Annotated in this window: 17 protein-coding genes; 12 read left to right on the top strand and 5 right to left on the bottom strand. The window is 45.8% G+C overall.

Translation table 11 applies throughout. The annotated features are described in order from the left end of the window. Nucleotides 1-42 precede the first annotated feature (42 nt). The 7 genes from ku to JNUCC1_RS05770 all read left to right on the top strand — a co-directional run bounded on the left by ku (nt 43) and on the right by JNUCC1_RS05770 (nt 9,706). Complete coding sequence (gene ku / locus JNUCC1_RS05805; protein ID WP_156644531.1) at nt 43-900, top strand: non-homologous end joining protein Ku; 858 nt, start codon at nt 43-45, stop codon at nt 898-900. A 933-nt stretch (nt 901-1,833) separates the two neighbouring features. Further along, entirely contained in the window at nt 1,834-2,859 is a 1,026-nt protein-coding gene (locus JNUCC1_RS05795) for an acyltransferase family protein (RefSeq protein ID WP_331713623.1), read from the top strand. Nucleotides 2,860-2,874: 15 nt separating this feature from the next. Then, nucleotides 2,875-3,702, top strand: a complete 828-nt coding sequence (locus tag JNUCC1_RS05790; protein WP_156644529.1) for a sugar nucleotide-binding protein — start codon at nt 2,875-2,877, stop codon at nt 3,700-3,702. 148 nt (nt 3,703-3,850) lie between these two features. Further along, nucleotides 3,851-5,515, top strand: coding sequence for a PucR family transcriptional regulator (locus JNUCC1_RS05785; RefSeq protein WP_156644528.1), 1,665 nt, complete (start codon nt 3,851-3,853; stop codon nt 5,513-5,515). Between the two features lie 159 nt (nt 5,516-5,674). Further along, nucleotides 5,675-6,880: a M24 family metallopeptidase gene (locus JNUCC1_RS05780; protein WP_331713622.1), complete on the top strand. Its 1,206-nt coding sequence runs from the start codon at nt 5,675-5,677 to the stop codon at nt 6,878-6,880. 37 nt (nt 6,881-6,917) lie between these two features. Further along, nucleotides 6,918-8,357 (top strand): aldehyde dehydrogenase family protein, encoded by a 1,440-nt coding sequence (locus tag JNUCC1_RS05775; protein WP_156644527.1) that lies wholly within the window; start codon nt 6,918-6,920, stop codon nt 8,355-8,357. A 35-nt stretch (nt 8,358-8,392) separates the two neighbouring features. Next, nucleotides 8,393-9,706, top strand: coding sequence for an aminotransferase family protein (locus JNUCC1_RS05770; protein WP_156644526.1), 1,314 nt, complete (start codon nt 8,393-8,395; stop codon nt 9,704-9,706). Between the two features lie 349 nt (nt 9,707-10,055). Here the strand turns inward: JNUCC1_RS05770 and JNUCC1_RS05765 are convergent, their stop codons facing one another. After that, nucleotides 10,056-11,411 carry a YjiH family protein gene (locus tag JNUCC1_RS05765; protein ID WP_231746999.1) on the bottom strand — a complete coding sequence of 452 codons (1,356 nt, stop codon included), beginning with the start codon at nt 11,409-11,411 and terminating at the stop codon, nt 10,056-10,058. A gap of 230 nt (nt 11,412-11,641) precedes the next feature. Between JNUCC1_RS05765 and JNUCC1_RS05760 the strand changes: the two genes are divergently transcribed. The 4 genes from JNUCC1_RS05760 to JNUCC1_RS05750 all read left to right on the top strand — a co-directional run bounded on the left by JNUCC1_RS05760 (nt 11,642) and on the right by JNUCC1_RS05750 (nt 13,568). Next, the gene (locus JNUCC1_RS05760; RefSeq protein WP_156644525.1) at nt 11,642-11,944 is read left to right on the top strand and encodes a phasin family protein; all 303 of its coding nucleotides are present in this window, start codon (nt 11,642-11,644) and stop codon (nt 11,942-11,944) included. Between the two features lie 136 nt (nt 11,945-12,080). Further along, entirely contained in the window at nt 12,081-12,203 is a 123-nt protein-coding gene (locus tag JNUCC1_RS18980; RefSeq protein WP_269448135.1) for a hypothetical protein, read from the top strand. A gap of 176 nt (nt 12,204-12,379) precedes the next feature. After that, nucleotides 12,380-12,658 carry a DUF5327 family protein gene (locus JNUCC1_RS05755; protein WP_156644524.1) on the top strand — a complete coding sequence of 93 codons (279 nt, stop codon included), beginning with the start codon at nt 12,380-12,382 and terminating at the stop codon, nt 12,656-12,658. Between the two features lie 541 nt (nt 12,659-13,199). Beyond that, a complete protein-coding gene (locus JNUCC1_RS05750) occupies nt 13,200-13,568 on the top strand; it encodes a DUF423 domain-containing protein (protein ID WP_156644523.1) in 369 nt (122 codons plus the stop codon). A gap of 18 nt (nt 13,569-13,586) precedes the next feature. Here the strand turns inward: JNUCC1_RS05750 and JNUCC1_RS05745 are convergent, their stop codons facing one another. The 3 genes from JNUCC1_RS05745 to hemQ form a co-directional block, all read right to left on the bottom strand. Next, nucleotides 13,587-13,853: a hypothetical protein gene (locus JNUCC1_RS05745; RefSeq protein ID WP_156644522.1), complete on the bottom strand. Its 267-nt coding sequence runs from the start codon at nt 13,851-13,853 to the stop codon at nt 13,587-13,589. A 90-nt stretch (nt 13,854-13,943) separates the two neighbouring features. Next, the gene (gene gerQ, locus JNUCC1_RS05740) at nt 13,944-14,414 is read right to left on the bottom strand and encodes a spore coat protein GerQ (protein WP_156644521.1); all 471 of its coding nucleotides are present in this window, start codon (nt 14,412-14,414) and stop codon (nt 13,944-13,946) included. A 177-nt stretch (nt 14,415-14,591) separates the two neighbouring features. Further along, nucleotides 14,592-15,341, bottom strand: coding sequence for a hydrogen peroxide-dependent heme synthase (gene hemQ / locus JNUCC1_RS05735; protein WP_156644520.1), 750 nt, complete (start codon nt 15,339-15,341; stop codon nt 14,592-14,594). A gap of 204 nt (nt 15,342-15,545) precedes the next feature. Between hemQ and pta the strand changes: the two genes are divergently transcribed. Then, on the top strand, nt 15,546-16,517 hold the full coding sequence (gene pta, locus JNUCC1_RS05730; protein ID WP_156644519.1) for a phosphate acetyltransferase: 972 nt from the start codon (nt 15,546-15,548) through the stop codon (nt 16,515-16,517). 58 nt (nt 16,518-16,575) lie between these two features. On the opposite strand, the gene JNUCC1_RS05725 is transcribed toward pta, so the two are convergent. Further along, complete coding sequence (locus tag JNUCC1_RS05725) at nt 16,576-17,508, bottom strand: lipoate--protein ligase family protein (protein ID WP_231746998.1); 933 nt, start codon at nt 17,506-17,508, stop codon at nt 16,576-16,578. Nucleotides 17,509-17,530: the final 22 nt, after the last annotated feature.

The raw sequence follows: 17,530 nt of genomic DNA, 5'->3' as shown, positions 1-17,530 counted from the left end.
AAACCACACTAACTAAAAAGAACTCTAAAAAGGAGGCCTACCATGCACACCATGTGGAAAGGAACGATCAGTTTTGGCCTTGTCAATATTCCTGTCAAAATGCATGCCGCAACAGAAGACAAGGACATTAGATTCCGTCAGTTGCACACTGTCTGTCAGTCCCCAATTAAATATGAAAAGGTCTGCCCGGCTTGTGAACGAGACGTGGCAAATGACGAAATTGTAAAGGGGTACGAATACGCGAAGAATCAATTCGTTCTGCTTGAGGAAGAAGACCTGGCATCCATTAAGGGCGAAAAAGGTGAGCAGACCGTTGAAATTATGGACTTTGTGGAGCTTAATGAGATTGACCCGATCTATTTTCAAAAAAGCTATTATTTATCACCAAATGAAGGCGGTTCGAAAGCATATGGACTGCTGCGATCTGCTCTAGCTGACACTGGAAAAATCGGTGTGGCCAAGATGATGATACGTTCCAAAGAACAGCTCGCCGTCATCCGTATCTACAAGCAGGCCCTTGTGGTCGAAACAATTCATTATCCAGATGAAGTGCGACGCGCAGAAGACGTCCCGAATGTTCCGGATGACGTTGACATGGGAAAGAAAGAACTTGATACAGCCAAAATGCTGATCGAACAGCTGACAACCGAGTTCAAACCCGAGAACTATCAGGACGACTATCGAGAGGCTGTCCTCAACCTCATCGAAGCGAAGAAAAACAACGAAGACATCACAACTGCACCAACGAAACCGCAGAATGATCAAGTGAGTAACCTAATGGATGCACTCCAAGCTTCACTCGATAAAGCCAAACAAGACAAACCTAAACCAAAACCAGCAAAACCAAAACGCAAAAAAACAACAGCAACCACCAAAAAGAAAACAGCATCAAAATCCTAAAACCTTGCTTAAAACTGAAGTGACCGCTCCTGGCAACCGCTCGGGGAAAACACTCCGCGTCTCATGGGCGCTGCTAAGCCTCGGCCCACAGGACGTGGGTCATGAAGAAGTGGCGATTGACGTCGCGATTTAGCCTTCCTTCCTTAAATGCGCGCTTGCGGGGCCTCTTCGAGGCTTATCCTCCTACTGGAGTCTCCGTGTTTTCCCGAGCTTTATGAGAAGTGTAAAATTCCAATACTTGTGAGAAGCTTCCAAGGCCACTGACTGAAATACAGACAATACGAGCGCAAGACCCGCTCTTACGGGAGCATGCGTAGACAATACGAGCGCAAGACCTGCTCTTACGAGAGCATGCGTAGACAATACGAGCGCAAGACCCGCTCTTACGGGAGCATGCGTAGACAATACGAGCGCAAGACCCGCTCTTACGGGAGCATGCGTAGACAATACGAGCGCAAGACCCGCTCTTACGAGAGCATGTGTAGACAATACGAGCGCAAGCCCCGGTCTTACGAGAGCATGCGTAGACAATACGAGCGCAAGACCCGGTCTTACAGAGCATGCGTAGACAATACGAGCGCAAGACCCGGTCTTACGAGAGCATGCGTAGACAATACGAGCGCAAGACCCGCTCTTACGAGAGCATACACAGACAATACGAGAGCATCACACACACATACGTGAGTAAACGCAGACATTAGAAATATAGTACGTCGCAGTTTAAAGATGCTGTGTTTTAATAACAGTATCGAGCCGAGTTGCGCGTTGTTTCATATCGCAAATTAATGTAAAAGATGACAATTACATATCAGTCATTGTCATCTCGGCAACAATTCATTCTCAAAACCGTTAAATCGTCGAAAACCCCGTGTTGCAAATAGACATTCGGGTATATCCTGCATAGGAACAGGTCTATTTGAACTTAAGGAAAAGGTGATTGACGTGAGAGATGCTTATTTTGACAACGCGAGGGTGCTGCTCATATTTCTCGTCGTGTTCGGACATGTGATGCAGCCGTATACAGGTGATTCAGCAGCATTGAACACGCTCTATATGTGGCTTTACACGTTCCACATGCCAGCATTTATACTGATCGCAGGTTTTTTTGCAAAAGGTTCAGGGAATATGTCCTATATAAAGAATCTCATAAAAAAGCTATTAGTACCGTATGTGATATTTCAGGTCGTTTACACCGGCTACTACTTCCTGCTCGGTAAGTCAGGTTGGGAATCTGGGCTTTTTCACCCTCAATGGTCATTGTGGTTTTTGTTCAGCTTGTTCAGCTGGCACATCCTACTGATTTTATTCAAAAAATGGCCGCCAATTCTCGGAATGCTGATCGCCGTGCAGGTTGGATTGATTGTCGGCTACTTCGGAGATATCGGCCAGGCGTTCAGCTTATCCCGGACATTCGTATTCTTCCCGTTTTTCTTAATGGGTTACTGGGTCACAAAGGAACACCTGATGAAACTCAAGCAGACGCCAGTGAAAGTGGCTTCAATCGTGATAATGGTCTTAGTCGCTGTGGGTATTGCGTTGGCACCGGACTTTAATTCAGGATGGCTGCTGGCTTCCAAGTCCTATGACATTCTGGGAGAACCGACATTTGGCGGTGTGGGTCGCTTGCTTATTTATATTACAAGTGCCTTGATGACCGCTAGTGTGCTCGCTTGGGTGCCAAGAAGATCGTTCTCATTTACCAAAGTCGGGGTTTACACATTATATGTCTATCTGCTGCATGGTTTTCTGATCCAGTTCCTGCGGGTAAAGGATATAGAAGTCAGCATATTTGACAGTGCACTCGATGTCTTGGTGTTTACCGGGGTGGCAGCGCTGATCGTTTATGTATTGTCGACAAAACCGATTCGCCTGATTACAGAACCACTCATAGAAGGCCGTGTATCCGGCTGGAAAAAATTAAAAGCAGCTCAAACAACGAACATTAAAAAAGCATCTTAAAGGAAGGTGTTACCCATGAAAATATGTATATTTGGAGCAGATGGTTATGTAGGCGCATCCGTTTATAAGCGCGCGAAAAATATTCCTGGGGCAGAAGTTACCGGCGTTGACCTGCTTAGACAAAGCCCCTTCTCAGAAGTGAGTCAGCTTGATGTCAACGATCCAGAAGCTTTCTCAGAGCTTTATAAACAGGAGGACCCCGATGTTGTGGTCTGGTCAGTTATGAGCGGTTTTGATGAAGACCGTCTGATTGAACAAGGGCTCATACATGTGATTAATCATCTTAAGCCGGAAACAAAGCTGGTTTATATGTCAACCGACTTTGTTTTTGGAGAAGGAGACGGACCATATACAGAAGAAGCGCCATTGTCCAAACTGCCGGAGGATCACTTGTTCAGCACGTACAACAATGCCAAAGTTAAAGCAGAGCGCTTAATCAATAATGAATTGAACAACTTTGTGATCCTTCGTGCCGGTCCAATTTATGGTGAGAATGACGTTGGGAAATGGGATGACAGGACAGAAGAACTGTTGTATCAGCTGCGATCAGGACGTGAAATCGAACAGCGCGAAGATCTTGTGCGGACATTTGTCCATGTCCGGGATCTGGCCGACACAATCATAGACATGGTTCAGAATAATGACAAGGGCATCTATCATGTCGGTCCTAAAACAGATAAGAGCTATTACGAATTTATGCAAACCGTTGCTAAAGAGAATGGTTTCAGTCCGTCCCTTATCAAAAAAGACACCAAACCTGAAGAACCGGATTACGAAATCCCGAAAAACACAGCTTTGGATACCCAAAAAATTAACCAGGCAGTCAAAGTCGGCTACCGTTAAAGCATTTAAACCATCCTTCGTTAAGGGATGGTTTATTTTTGCTTATGATTTAATTGTTAAAAAATTATTGATAATAAATAGGAAGAAATATATAATTCAGTTAACAAGTGATCTGATTCCAATAGGTTTTGAAAGGTGGTGTCAGCCCGTGCATCTAACCGTTGAAGATGTGATGAAACTGCCGCTTTTGCAAACGAGTGATCTCGTGACGGGTCAAGAGGTGTTAGGAGCGCGTCAGGTTGAGTGGGTGTCGGTGATTGAGGGAGCTGTAGAGGATTTCGTGCGAGATAACGAACTGATCCTTACCATGGGAATGGATTGTGAGAACCAGCCTGACAAATTGTTTTCATTTGTGAGAGAGGTTTATGAATCAGGAGCTTCTGCGCTTGGAATTGCGGTAGGAAGATACATATTTGACATACCTGACTCTGTTATTGATTTTGCCAGGCATAACCGGTTTATCATTATGGTGATCCCTTGGGAAATTCGTTTTTCTGACATACAACGTGCTGTGATGGCGGAATTGAATGCTTGGCAGGAAGATGTCGCTAATCGATCACGCAGGATTCAAAAAAGACTTATCGACCTTGTTGTGCAAGGAAAAGCTTTATCCGATATTGTCCAATATGCAGAACGGTCATTGGGTTGGCGCATTGTTTTTGTAGATAAAAATGAAAAAATCATACCTGATATAGATCGTGCCTACAGGTTGGCTGATTTATGGGCTGAACGGCAATCTGTGGATGAGGATGCTATCCTTGAACCTGTGTCCCAGCATATTGAACAGACTTATCACGATGAACAGCATTTGCTTAAAAAATCTATATCAGCAGGAGGCGTTAATCAAGGCAGCTTCATTATAATGCTGCCGAAAGGGGTGCGGGCCACCGGGAATGTTTTGCACATCTTGGAATATTTATCAGCTGCTGCTGCCTTATGGAAGTCTCGTGAGGATGCTATTGTTCATACGGAAAATCGGCTGCGGAATGACTTTATCTGGAATCTTGCCAAAACGCCTGGCTATTTAACAGACCACATTCACACCCGGGCAAAAATTCTTGGCTATAACCTCTATTTACCTTACGTGTGTATTGTTGGTTTTTTGGAAAATGTCGATGAACTATCAGAAGCGCGTTATGATGACCCGCAATATGGCCTTGAGAGTCTCATTTTTTATATGGAAGAAGAGATCCGCTATGCATGCGGGATTGTCAGCAAACAGGCGACTTTTACATTTGATGACGATGTGCTGATTATATTCTTTGAGGCAGAGGACGAAGGCATACACGGCTCTGTTCATTACTTTTTGGACCTTGTTGAAAAGCGGATGAATGCGCTGATTCCAGGGGTTGTATTTTCCTGGGGCATTGGCAAGCATGAAGACGGCATTATGGTCTTTCACAACAGCTACCAAAAAGCCCGCGCCGCTCTAGATATGGGGCGACGGCAAAAAGGTAAGGGCGAGCGTGTGCACTATGAGGATACGCAGTTGAATAGGCTGATGCTGACGCTCGCAGGCCATGAGGATATTCAGGACATTATGTTTAAAACGGTGGCCCCGTTGATCAGGCATGATCGGGATCGAGGTGCAGATTTGATTGAGACCTTCAATGTGTACATGAGCCAAAACAGCAATGTCAGCCGATCTGCACGGATTCTGAATTTACACAGGCAGTCTTTGTTGTACAGATTGCGTAAAATTGAATCACTCACAGGACTGTCGCTCGTTAATCCGGATGATGTGTTTCTATTGCAATTTAGTGTGAAGGTATGGCAGACAGGTGTATTAAGCGATAAACTGCCTGATTCATGAAGTGCGTTCAGTAACGCACAGCAACAAAGACAGCGCTTTCATACAAATTGTCTAAAACGGATTCTGAAAGTTCATACATAATGGTCATGACGCCCTTCCTTGCCGATGCGTATACTGGGGATATAACCTGTTGAACCACAGGCAAGGGAGGTAAGAGATGTGTTGTTTAGTCAAGATGAGTATCAGGCGTATCAGGAGCGGTTGCTTAAGACAAAGCGTGAGATGGAAAAAGCAGGAATAGAAGTCCTCCTTATTAATAATCCGTCGAATATGTATTATTTGACAGGATATGATGCCTGGTCTTTTTATGTTGAGCAGATGGTGATTGTAGCCTTGAAGTGGGAACAGCCGGTCTGGCTGGGCAGACAGATGGATGCTGCCGGAGCGCGGATGACGACTTGGATTTCACATGAAAATATTATTGGTTATCCTGACGATTATGTGCAGTCATTAACGAAGCATCCCATGATGTTTGCTGCGGACTACCTAACAGAGCACGGACTGGATACAGCGCATGTTGGATTGGAAATGGACGCATATTTTTTTAGTGCCTATGCCTATGAAACACTGAAAACCCACTTGCCAAATGTGCAATTTAAACACGCAGGTTTGCTTGTCAATAAGTTGCGTATGATTAAATCAGATTATGAAATTGAGCATATGAAAAAAGCAGGCCGTATTGTAGAGAACGCCATGTATCAAGCTGAACAGGCGATTTACCCCGGCGCTCGCCAATGTGATGCAGCGGCCCAAATTTATTCTGGACTGATTTCCGGTACACCGGAGTACGGAGGCGATTATCCGGCAATTGTGCCAATGCTTCCGACCGGCGAGCGTACTGCAGCGCCTCACCTGACTTGGTCTGACCAGCCATTCAAAGATGGAGAACTTGTAATTGTGGAGATGGCCGGCTGTTATAAGCGGTATCATGCGCCGCTCGCGAGAACCCTTTCTCTTGGAAAACCGAATGAGCGGATGGTTGAATTGTCCAAAATTGTTGTGGAAGGTTTGAACGAAGCACTGGATGCCGTAAAGCCAGGCGTAACTTGTGCAGAAGTAGAGGCAGCATGGCGAAAGGCAACATCACGCTATGGCATTGAAAAAGAATCGCGTCTTGGCTATTCGACAGGTCTCAGCTACCCGCCTGATTGGGGAGAGCATACGGCAAGCTTGCGCCCGGGAGATCAAACCGTTCTGCAGCCGAATATGACGTTTCATATGATTCCGGCACTTTGGTTTGATTATGAAGGGATCGAAATCAGTGAAACATTCCGTGTCACCGAGACAGGACATGAGGTTCTGTCCAACTACACCCGGGATTTAATTATAAAAGGCGACTTGGATGTGACACCAGTCATTAGCTGAATGATTGAGAAAATCAACTGGAACTGGGGGGTTGTTCATGCAGACGACAGTAAAAGGAAAGCAGATGTTTTTGGCGGGAAAATGGGAGGATCGTGGAACGGTTATTAAGGTGTTTAACCCTGAGGACGGGCGCCTGATCACAACCGTCCCGAAAGCCTCGGCTGAAGATGCGGTTTTTGCCGTCGAAATGGCAAAACGGGGTGCAGATACAGCAGCAAATATGCCTGTGCATGAGCGTATGGCAGTGCTGGAGAAAACAGCAGCCTACGTGGCGAATCATCGTGACGCGTTTATCCAGACCATTGTAGCAGAGAGCAGCAAGACGATTCGCGAGGCGCGCGGTGAAGTGGAGCGCTGCATTCAAACCTTGCGTTTATCTCAAGAAGAGGCACGGCGCATTACCGGTGAGACCATTCCCTTTGATCAGATGCCGGGGCATGACAATCGGATCGGGTATTATTACCGCTTTCCAATCGGTGTGATTGCAGCGATTACGCCTTTTAATGATCCGCTGAATCTGGTCGCCCATAAGATTGGGCCGGCTATCGCTGCAGGAAATGCGATTATTGTTAAACCGGCCTCTCTTACGCCACTCAGCGCCCTGATGCTGGCAGAAGCATTTGAAGCAGCAGGTCTGCCAAAAAATGTGCTTACAGTATTGACAGGGAGCGGGCAGGAAGTCGGTGACACACTTGTCAGTCATCCAGCCGTTCGTATGGTGTCATTTACAGGTGGACTTGAAACTGGAGAAGCGATTGCACGGAAAGCGGGCTTGAAAAAGATAGGTATGGAGCTTGGATCCAATTGTCCTACGATCGTATTGGATGACGCCGATCTTTCCCATGCGGTTGATGCTTGTGTTTCGGGAGCCTTCTCTACGGCCGGTCAGAATTGCATCGGTGTACAGCGCATTTATGTTCAGTCTTCTGTCTGCCGAACGTTTGAGGACAACTTTATCAAAAAGGTGCAAACACTCAAGACCGGATTGAAGTATTTAGAAGAAATGGATATGGGCCCTTTAATCAATGAAAACGAAGCACGCCGAGTTGAGGCATGGGTGAATGAGGCTGTAGACAAAGGTGCTGAAGTGTTGATTGGGGGGAAACGTGAAGGGGCTTTTTACATGCCAACCGTTTTGAAGAACGTTCCTGCAGGCTGCCGAATCGCCCATGAAGAAATCTTTGGGCCCGTCGTTTTGCTATATGAGGCAGCAGATCTTGATGATGCCATTGAAAAGGCCAATCATGTGGATTACGGCTTGCAGGCAGGAATCTTCACCAATCAGATTGATGCGGCCATGACAGCGGCCCAACGCTTGAATGTAGGCGGTGTCATGATTAACGACAGCAGTGATTACCGCATTGACAGCATGCCGTTTGGCGGTGTAAAAGGGTCAGGACTCGGACGAGAAGGCGTGAAGTTTGCCATTCAGGATATGACTGAACCAAAAGTTGTTCAATTTAACTTGAAGCCTTAAAAGTGATTTATAAACTTATAAAGGAGGCGTTTAGAATGCAAGCGGCTTTTAAACAAAATCGGACAGATCTGCACAATGAGTTGGTGGCGCTTGATCAGGCGCACTTTCTGCACCCGACATCATCACTCAAACAGCTTCAGGATGACGGACCAAGCCTGATCTTCACAGAGGGTGATGGCATCTTTCTGAAAGATATTACTGGAAGAACATTTATTGATAGCCTGTCTTCGCTTTGGAATGTCAATATTGGCCATGGGCGCAAGGAGCCGGGGAAAGCAGCAGCCGAACAGATGGGTAAACTCGCGTTTAGCTCAACATTTTCCAATTGGAGTCATGAGCCGGTCATACGCTTGGCGGCCAAAATTGCCAGCATGACGCCTGGAGATTTGAATACAACATTCTTCACCTCAGGGGGTTCAGAAGCGAACGATACGGCTTTTAAGACTGTGCGGCATTATTGGAAGTTGAAGGGCCGGCCGGAGAAACGGAAAATCGCGTCAAGGAAAAAATCGTATCACGGTGTGGCCATGGGTTCTACCAGTGCAACAGGCATTCAACCGTTTCATGATTTCACCACATCGATGGCGTCAGACTTTTACCATGTAGGAAATACCGTTCAGGCATTCCAGGATTTTATTGATCAGGAAGGTGCAGATACGATCGGGGCCTTTATCGCTGAACCTGTGCAAGGCTCGGGCGGTGTGAACCTGCCGCCGGAAGGCTATTTCCAGGAAATCCGTGAGATTTGTGACAGACATGATATTTTACTCATTAGCGATGAAGTCATTACAGGATTTGGCCGGACTGGGAAGATGTTCGGAATGGATCATTATGATGTGGTCCCGGATATGATGGTCATTGCAAAAGGAATCACAAGCGGCTATGCACCTCTGGGCGGTATGGTGATCACAGACAGACTGTACCAGGAATTGACCGATTTGGCAGAAGGAAATTTCATGCATGGGTACACGTACAGCGGTCACCCGGTCGGTTGTGTCGTAGCGATGGAAAACCTGGAGATTATTGAAAGGGAAAATTTGGTGGAGCACGTGCATGAAATGGGGCTTGAGCTGTTGAAAGGCTTTAAATGGCTGCAGGATCAGCACACTTGCATTAAGAGTTATCGCGGTCTCGGGCTGCTTGGCGCTATAAGTCTTGACTCGGGCATAGAAGGAGAGACTTTAGCACCGAAAGTTGTCGCAGAAGCGCTTAAGCGCGGCATGGTTGGCAGAGCCATCGTCTATCACGGCCAAGACACACTCGCCTTCGCACCACCATTCGTCATAACCAAAGAACAAATCCAAGACATGATCACCATCGTCCACGAATCCCTCCTCGCAGCAAAGTAAAAATAGCACACAAAAAACGCAGGCCCTGTAATGGGCCTGCGTTTTTACTTTTGAATAGTTGACAATAACCATTTCCGGTTTCGCGCCCGCGAGTAGCATCGAAAGTCATGTCAGGCCGTGAATGTGCATATTTGCGAATGAATGTGCAAATCCGGCCGTGAATGTGCATATTTGCGAATGAATGTGCAAATCCGGCTGTGAATGTGCATATTTGCAAATGAATGTGCAAATCCGGCTATGAATGTGCATATTTGCAAATGAATGTGCAAATCCAGCCGCAAATGTACAAATCCGTTACCGATTGCTCTATTTTCATTCTCCTCAGGTATTGTCAAAGCGCAATCAACCATCAGAATATGATATGTGCGCATAGGACGATGATTGGGAGGGTGATCAGGGTCCTTAGGATAAAGATAACCACTAGGTCGAGAAATGAGACGGGTACTTTTGAGCCGAGGAGCAAGCCGCCGACTTCTGACATGTAGATCAGCTGTGTAATGGATAAAGCCGCGATGATGAAACGTGTAATTTCCGCTTCAATCCCACCGCCAATAATCGCCGGCAAGAACATATCTGCAAACCCGACAAGCATGGTCTCTGACGCCTCCGCAGCATATGGAACTTGCATGAGTTCGAGTAATGGCACAAATGGAACGCCAAGCCATGTGAACAATTGTGTGTACTCCGCAAGAATCAGCGCAATCAGCCCGAATGCCATGACCACCGGGGCCACGCCCATCCACATGTCCAGCACGTTTTGACTGCCCTCTTTGAGAAATTGGTAAACGCTCCGTTCGTTTTTAGCACGAGCAAGCGCCTTTTTATAGCCAAATGTAAAGACATTTTCATTTTCAGGCACCGTTTCATCGATGCCTTCAGCATTTTCAATCGCATACGTATCGGCCTTTCTTGATAACGGTGGGATGCGCGGCATGATCAGCGCCGCTACAAATCCGGCCAATAAAACCGTTAAGTAAAATGGGACGAACATATGTGCAAGACCGACTTCAGAAATGACTACAAGTGTAAAAGTAATAGAAACAACTGAAAATGTGGTTCCAATTACAATAGCCTCGCGCTTTGTATAATACCCGCCTTCATATTGCCGGCTCGTTAACAGCACCCCGATTGTTCCGTCTCCAATCCAGGAGGCAAGGGAGTCAATCGACCCGCGGCCCGGGAGTTTGAACAACGGACGCATAATTTTTGTCATCAACGTTCCGAAAAACTCCAGCAGTCCAAAGTTCATCAAGAGCGGCAGAAACAACCCCGCAAATAGGAATACAGCAAATAATACATGCAGAAGGCCGCCATCTCCAATCAATGTACCCCCAGTGTCACCACTGTAAATGGCTTCAGGGCCAAGCTTAAATACAACCATGACAGCAAAAACAGCCGCAACAACCCGCGTAATTGTCCAAAATAAACTTACATGGAATAATTGCTGGAAAAAAGGGGTTTTCTCTAATCGGTCACGTCCAACCACCTTAGCCAGTACTGTCAACACAGCAGTAACGATAATAATGAGCATCATAATAACAGATAATTGATTTGCCAGTTTCGCCTGAACCCAGTCAGCCAAAACAGCGATTGGAATGGTCGTACCTTCTTTCGTTGGAACGGGTGTCATGAACAAAAGAATGCCAACTAAAGATGGGATGATGAAGCGCAGATGATCACCCAGCGAGTACGAATTGTTTTTCAATGTGACTTCCCCCTTTTCAAATGATAATTTCTTTTATTATAAAGATGAAACCATAAAAGTCAATGGAAGATTTGATTCTCAAGCATAACCATTTCTTCATCAGGGTATAGATGATTAGGGTGCCAATGTGTTTTGGTCGTTTGCCAAGTGAAGATCTAGTATAATAAAAGAATAAGAAGAGTGAGAAGGATACCACTTATGAACATTTATGTCAAAAGGAGGCAATACGCATGAATGATATATTACGAAAAGGCTTTTTATTGGGAATTGGTGCAGCTGTCAGTGGTAAAGAACGTGTCGAAAAAATTGTTGATGAGCTTGTCGAAAAGAATGAATTAACTCAGGAGCAGGCCAAAACAGTGTTGAACGATCTTATTGAAAAAGGTGAAACCAAAACCGGGAAATGGGATGAGAAGCAACAGGAACAAACGCGTAAAATCGCTGACGACCTTGGTCTCGCTTTGAAGAAAGATGTCACGAAACTTGAAGAGCGCATTGCTCAATTGGAAGAACAGCTACAGGATCAAGAATAGGACATAAGCAAAAACCACCAACCTGCTTTGGTGGTTTTTGTTGAAAATTGAATGAAAAATGAGGTTGAATAATTCCTTCTCACAAGATACAATAATATTGAAAACATTTTTAATGTATTTGTAAGGGGGCTTTGGTATGGAGGAATTTGAAAAAACGTGTGATGCACTGGAAGAAGAGCTTGGGAGACCTTTGTGTGTCAGGGAAGTATTCTTTGTAACCTGGCTCACAGAACAGCAGGGTGAGAAAGAAGCTGTATAGATCGCATACATATTAAAAAAAGCCGTTGGTACGGCTTTTTCAGTGTGGCTAAAGATGCTGCAAACGATTCATATCTCCAAACCAACCCCCGGTAAAGTCATACCCGGGCTTTTTTAGTTTTCCGGCAGCCTTGTCTGTATTATACTGGGAAGAGTGACAAGAGAGGAGAGAAGGGCATGAATGTAAGCCATGATAGGATCATACAAAAAATGATCGATGAATTACAGGCGACGCGTCGCGGTGATTTAAGCGAAGAAGCTATCGTTCAGCACGTCGCAAATGCACGTCTTCTAGCTGACTTGATCCTTGAAGACCGAGACGTGGGTGATATGCAAGCAAGTCCTGAAACCCAGTTGCCCAAGACTAACTCAAACCCAAATACGCAAACAGACTTAAAAAATACAAATGGTTTAAAACCAGCTGACGAACCCGAAGACTCCATTTTTGATTTCTAAAAGCTGCTTTTAAAGAACAGTTAACCTTAAATAAAATTAAATACAAACAGCGAAGCATATGAATCTTATAATTGCTTCTGGCAACCGCTCGGGGAAGACACTTCGCTTTCCGCGGGCGCTGCTGAGCCTCCTCGCGCTACCGCGCTCCGGGGTCTCACCGAGGCTTATCCTCCCGCTGGAGTCTCCGTGTTTTCCCCGAGCTTGGTTAGAGCGTGTATGTGCCCTATATGAATATGTGCGCAGAGCCGTCCAAGCCTCCGAATTACATAGAGTGATTGGAGCGGAGGGAAGTCGACTCCTGCGGGAACAGCACGAGTCCGAAGACCCCACAGCGAGCGGTTTTTGCGAGCGAGGAGGCTAAGGCCGTGCCCGCGGCTAGAAGACACTGTGAAAGTGATTTTCTTGAACAGATGTCGCACTTGAGCTGTGATAAAGTTAAAGCGACTTCCCGGAGCGAAATCACGGTTCTCTCGTAAACTTTTAAGCAACTCTCTTACGCAAAAATACAGTGTTTTTTAACTAAAAAAGAGGTGTAATTTATATGAAGATATTCTTGCTGATTGGCATTGTTAACGGATTTTTGGCTGTGGCACTTGGGGCGTTTGGTGCGCATGGTCTTGAAGGTAAGCTATCTGAAAAAATGCTTGGGACGTGGGAGAAGGCGGTTAATTATCAGATGTTCCACACAACAGCCCTACTCATTACTGGACTGATACTTGCAAAGGTTCAGAGTGCAGGCATGATGTGGGCGGGGTGGATGTTTACACTTGGCATTATCCTGTTCTCAGGTTCACTTTATATTTATTCAACGACAGGTGTTAAAGCCTTAGCCATGATTACGCCATTTGGCGGTGTGGCTTTTCTGGTGGGCTGGGTCCTGCTTGGTTATGCAGTAGTTAAATATATTTAAAAAGCGACACACGTATCATTATGTCGCTGTATTGTACCAGATGCTGATGATTAATGTGGCTAGAATGATAAGAATAATGGCCCGCAGAAATTGCTTGATGCCGGTGACCGGGTGACGTGTTGACATGGCTGCCATGCCACTGAAGATCATACTGGCGGCAATCCCGTATAGCCCTATAATCATCAGCAGAAATAACCCTTTGGCAATTGCTATAGTGCCCACAATCAGCACGACAATCAGGGCTATGAGTTCCATTTTCATCAATTTTTCAAAAGGATGGTTCATAGGGATCGCCTCTTTTGCCCATACAATTGATAACAGCAGCACAGTGACACGATCACTGTGCTGCTTTTGAATCCTGTCGTCCTAACGGAATCATCTGGGCTGATACATACTCATTTGGCTGCCCGCACCATACGGATAATCGTAATTGATTTCTTCGTCAAACGTAACGTAGTCAAGGTAAATCATTAATAAGAGATACCGTTTGCCTGTTTCGGGGTCACTGATGATAATATGATCGCGGCCGGCCGCTTCGATCACACCTTTAAATACTTTTGCATTCCACTGACTGTTGTTTTCAAACGTCATGTAAAGGGTGGCGACTTTACCCCGGTTCAATCGTAAAATATTTTCCACGTAAGACTGTTCCATTGGCAGCATTCCACTCACATCAGGCGCTGAAGGCTGCTGTTGTTGTGGCATCTGCGGTTGATTATACTGGTATGATGGGTAATATGCTGGAGATGACTGCGGATAGTAGTAGTTGGGATACCCTTGATACATATTCATGTATGGGGCGTTCATATACTGCTGCCGATACTCGTTTTGATCTTTTTCACTCATGAGAACCCTCCTCGATTATTGACTTCTGGATGAGACATGTTTCGTGCATCCACTCAATTATACGTATGCCCAAATAGCCTGTTATATGATGTTTAATATCCAAAATAAAAAACGTTCTGCTCGTGTGAACAGAACGTTTTTAAATTACTTATGATTTTCGGGTTTCGCTTTTTGTTTTTAAACATTTAAATAAGCAGGGATGGCATCTTTGTCAAGGCGGTGGCCAATGAAGAAATAGCCGAATTCTCCGTATCTGGAACTCACTTCGTCAAAACGCATTTGGTAAACGATTTTCTTGAATTCCAGTACATCGTGGGCAAATAATGTAACACCCCACTCCCAATCGTCGAAACCGATTGAGCCTGTAATGACTTGTTTCACCTTGCCTGCATATTGACGGCCAGTTTTGCTGTGTTCGTACAGCAATTTGCCACGCTCGGATTTTTCTAGGGTGTACCAATTTTCGTTGCCTTCCCGGCGCCGGTTCATAGGGTAAAAGGACATATACTCCCATTTCGGCAAAATTGGCTTCAGACGTGCTTGTGTTTCTGGTAGCGTTTCAGGATCAACGCCATCTTTTTGTGGGCGGTATTTAGCCAATTCCACAACCGAAACATACGAATGGGCCGGAATTAGAAAATCACCCATTTTGGATTTATTTAATTCGGTTTCCATATCGGTTAATTCTTCAACTGTCGGCCGGAGCCACATAAACATCAGGTCTGCCTTTTGTCCGACGACTTTGTACAAAGCGTGGCTGCCTTCTTCGGCCTCTTCCACAGCTTCCCATTTTGTAAGCAGGTTGGTAAGGCTTGCAAGCGCCTCTTCACGCTCCTGGTTTGTAGCGAGCTTCCAGGACATCCAGTCAATTGAGCGCATATCATGCAATGCATACCAGCCATCCATTGTTTCTACAGCTTCAACCATGCTAACTGTCTCCTTTTCGATAAAAATCGTATTGCGTTTTTACTATAACACAATTGGGTATACTGCACATACTGAAGGCATTGTCACGGATGAATCGTCAAAGGATTGTCAAAGATTTTTCCTGCAGAGCCTGTGATTTCTTTGTGAATGGTTTATCATAAAGAGAGGACAGTCATTCATGATGATTAAACTGGAGGCGTTAGAATGGAAAATATACTTGAAAATGTCACAGAACGGATTCGCGGCAAAGGGCGCTCGATCGTCTTTCCTGAAGCAGTGGACGAGCGGATCTTGATTGCCGCCAGTCAGTTAAGTGCTTCCGGCATACTCCAGCCGATCCTGATCGGTGAACCTGGGGAGATTGAAGCAAAAGCACGTCAAGCCGGTGTCGATATCAGCACATGTAAAATACTTGATCCAGCCAACTATGATCAGTTTGATGAGATGGTGGCTGAATTTGTCCGATTGAGAAAAGGGAAGGCCACTGAAGAATCAGCTAGAGAAATTCTCAAGTCTGTAAATTACTTTGGCACCATGCTCGTTCAGATGGGTGAGGCAGATGGACTTGTCAGCGGAGCAACCCATTCCACCGCTGATACGGTGCGACCTGCTTTCCAGATTATTAAAACCAAGCCAGGCATCCAAAAAACGTCAGGTGCCTTCATTATGGTGCGTGAAGAGGAAGCATACGTGTTTGCCGATTGCGCGATTAACATTGAGCCGGATAGCCAAGCTTTAGCCGAGATCGCCATTAAAAGCGCTGAGACAGCTGAAGTGTTTGGAATAGACCCGCGCGTCGCAATGCTGAGTTTCTCTACAAAAGGTTCAGCTCACTCTGAGGTGACCGAGCGGATTGAAGAAGCCTTGGCCATTGCACGGGAAAAAGACCCCGCACTTGTGATCGACGGTGAATTGCAATTCGATGCTGCTTATATTCCTGAAGTTGCCGAATTGAAGGCACCTAATTCCGCTATTCAGGGAAATGCAACGGTTTTCGTATTTCCAACACTTGATGCGGGAAATATTGCATATAAAATTACCCAGCGACTCGGTAAATTCACAGCGCTTGGGCCCATTTTGCAAGGGTTAAACAAACCTGTTAACGATCTCTCACGCGGATGCAGTGCTGACGATGTTTATAAAATTGCCGTCATTACGGCCGCGCAGGCTGATTAACACGATAAAAACCGTGCCCCGCACAGCTGAAGTCTCTGCTGTCCGGGGCGCGTTTTTTTTAGATGTTCTGCATCTGTAAGATATCTTGATTGCGTTCCTGCATTTGGGTGTACCGCTTTTCGAACGTCTGCCGTTCCAGCGCTTCATCATGGTTTGACGTTTCCGTGAGCCCTGATTGGGCAAGGACAGTCCGCGCCCGGTGAGCAACATCTGAAATGGTCAAGTTAAGGCCGAGCAGATCATTCAATGACCCCATTACTTCTGGTTCAACGTCCGGATAAGTAAATTTAGTCGCCTCACTGCCACGCGTTTTCTTGTAAAAGTCTCTGATCATTTCTGCGCGTTGTTGACTGTCACCAAATACATCGAGGTAGATCTGCACGGCGGCTGCATCCCGAATACGCCGCTGGGAGATCCCCGCAAACTTTCGCCCGTCTATACTCAAATCAAAATCACCCGGACAATATGATCCGACGATTTCGTAAGCCTCTATCGCATCTGTCACATCAGCGAACATTTTTTTGATGAAATGAACCATGGCTTCATATCCCGCATTAATGGATAAGTGCCTGGCATCAGACAAAATGAGGGATATGTTTAATACGCCTTTGTCCAAGGCAACAGCAAGTCCGCCTGAGTTTCGGATCATCACCTGAAATCCGTTGTCATTAAGATGTCTTATACCATCGGGCAGCAGCGGCAGCCGACCATCAGGAATCCCAAGGACCACGGTCTTGTCGTGCACCCAGAAACGGATGGTTGCCGGTGAACTGCCTTTGGCAATCGCTGTCGCCAGGGCATCGTCCGCAGCAAAAGAAGCAATCGCCGAATTCGGTTTTTGATAGATGGTATTTGAATCAATATGGTTGATTACCCTGTAAAGCTGTTCCTCTTTAAAAAGTTTATTCCATTGCGTCATAACGGCCACACTGTACCTTTCCGGAGCCCTCAAAAACGGATACAACACAGCAGCCCCTTTTTCTATCAGCATTTCTATTATATACTAGATCTAT

Origin of the sequence: Lentibacillus sp. JNUCC-1, assembly GCF_009741735.1 — a bacterium.
Taxonomy (GTDB): domain Bacteria; phylum Bacillota; class Bacilli; order Bacillales; family Amphibacillaceae; genus Lentibacillus_B.
Note: the sequence above shows the minus strand (reverse complement) of the source record. Positions and strands in the feature narration are given on the sequence as shown.

Excerpts from the sequence above, each read along its gene's own strand:
- ku (WP_156644531.1), top strand. The coding sequence starts at position 43 with ATGCACACCATGTGGAAAGGAACGATCAGTTTTGGCCTTGTCAATATT.
- JNUCC1_RS05790 (WP_156644529.1), top strand. The coding sequence starts at position 2,875 with ATGAAAATATGTATATTTGGAGCAGATGGTTATGTAGGCGCATCCGTT.
- JNUCC1_RS05775 (WP_156644527.1), top strand. The coding sequence starts at position 6,918 with ATGCAGACGACAGTAAAAGGAAAGCAGATGTTTTTGGCGGGAAAATGG.
- JNUCC1_RS05770 (WP_156644526.1), top strand. The coding sequence starts at position 8,393 with ATGCAAGCGGCTTTTAAACAAAATCGGACAGATCTGCACAATGAGTTG.
- JNUCC1_RS05760 (WP_156644525.1), top strand. The coding sequence starts at position 11,642 with ATGAATGATATATTACGAAAAGGCTTTTTATTGGGAATTGGTGCAGCT.
- JNUCC1_RS18980 (WP_269448135.1), top strand. The coding sequence starts at position 12,081 with ATGGAGGAATTTGAAAAAACGTGTGATGCACTGGAAGAAGAGCTTGGG.
- JNUCC1_RS05755 (WP_156644524.1), top strand. The coding sequence starts at position 12,380 with ATGAATGTAAGCCATGATAGGATCATACAAAAAATGATCGATGAATTA.
- JNUCC1_RS05750 (WP_156644523.1), top strand. The coding sequence starts at position 13,200 with ATGAAGATATTCTTGCTGATTGGCATTGTTAACGGATTTTTGGCTGTG.
- JNUCC1_RS05745 (WP_156644522.1), bottom strand. The coding sequence starts at position 13,853 with ATGAACCATCCTTTTGAAAAATTGATGAAAATGGAACTCATAGCCCTG.
- gerQ (WP_156644521.1), bottom strand. The coding sequence starts at position 14,414 with ATGAGTGAAAAAGATCAAAACGAGTATCGGCAGCAGTATATGAACGCC.
- hemQ (WP_156644520.1), bottom strand. The coding sequence starts at position 15,341 with ATGGTTGAAGCTGTAGAAACAATGGATGGCTGGTATGCATTGCATGAT.
- pta (WP_156644519.1), top strand. The coding sequence starts at position 15,546 with ATGGAAAATATACTTGAAAATGTCACAGAACGGATTCGCGGCAAAGGG.
- JNUCC1_RS05725 (WP_231746998.1), bottom strand. The coding sequence starts at position 17,508 with ATGCTGATAGAAAAAGGGGCTGCTGTGTTGTATCCGTTTTTGAGGGCT.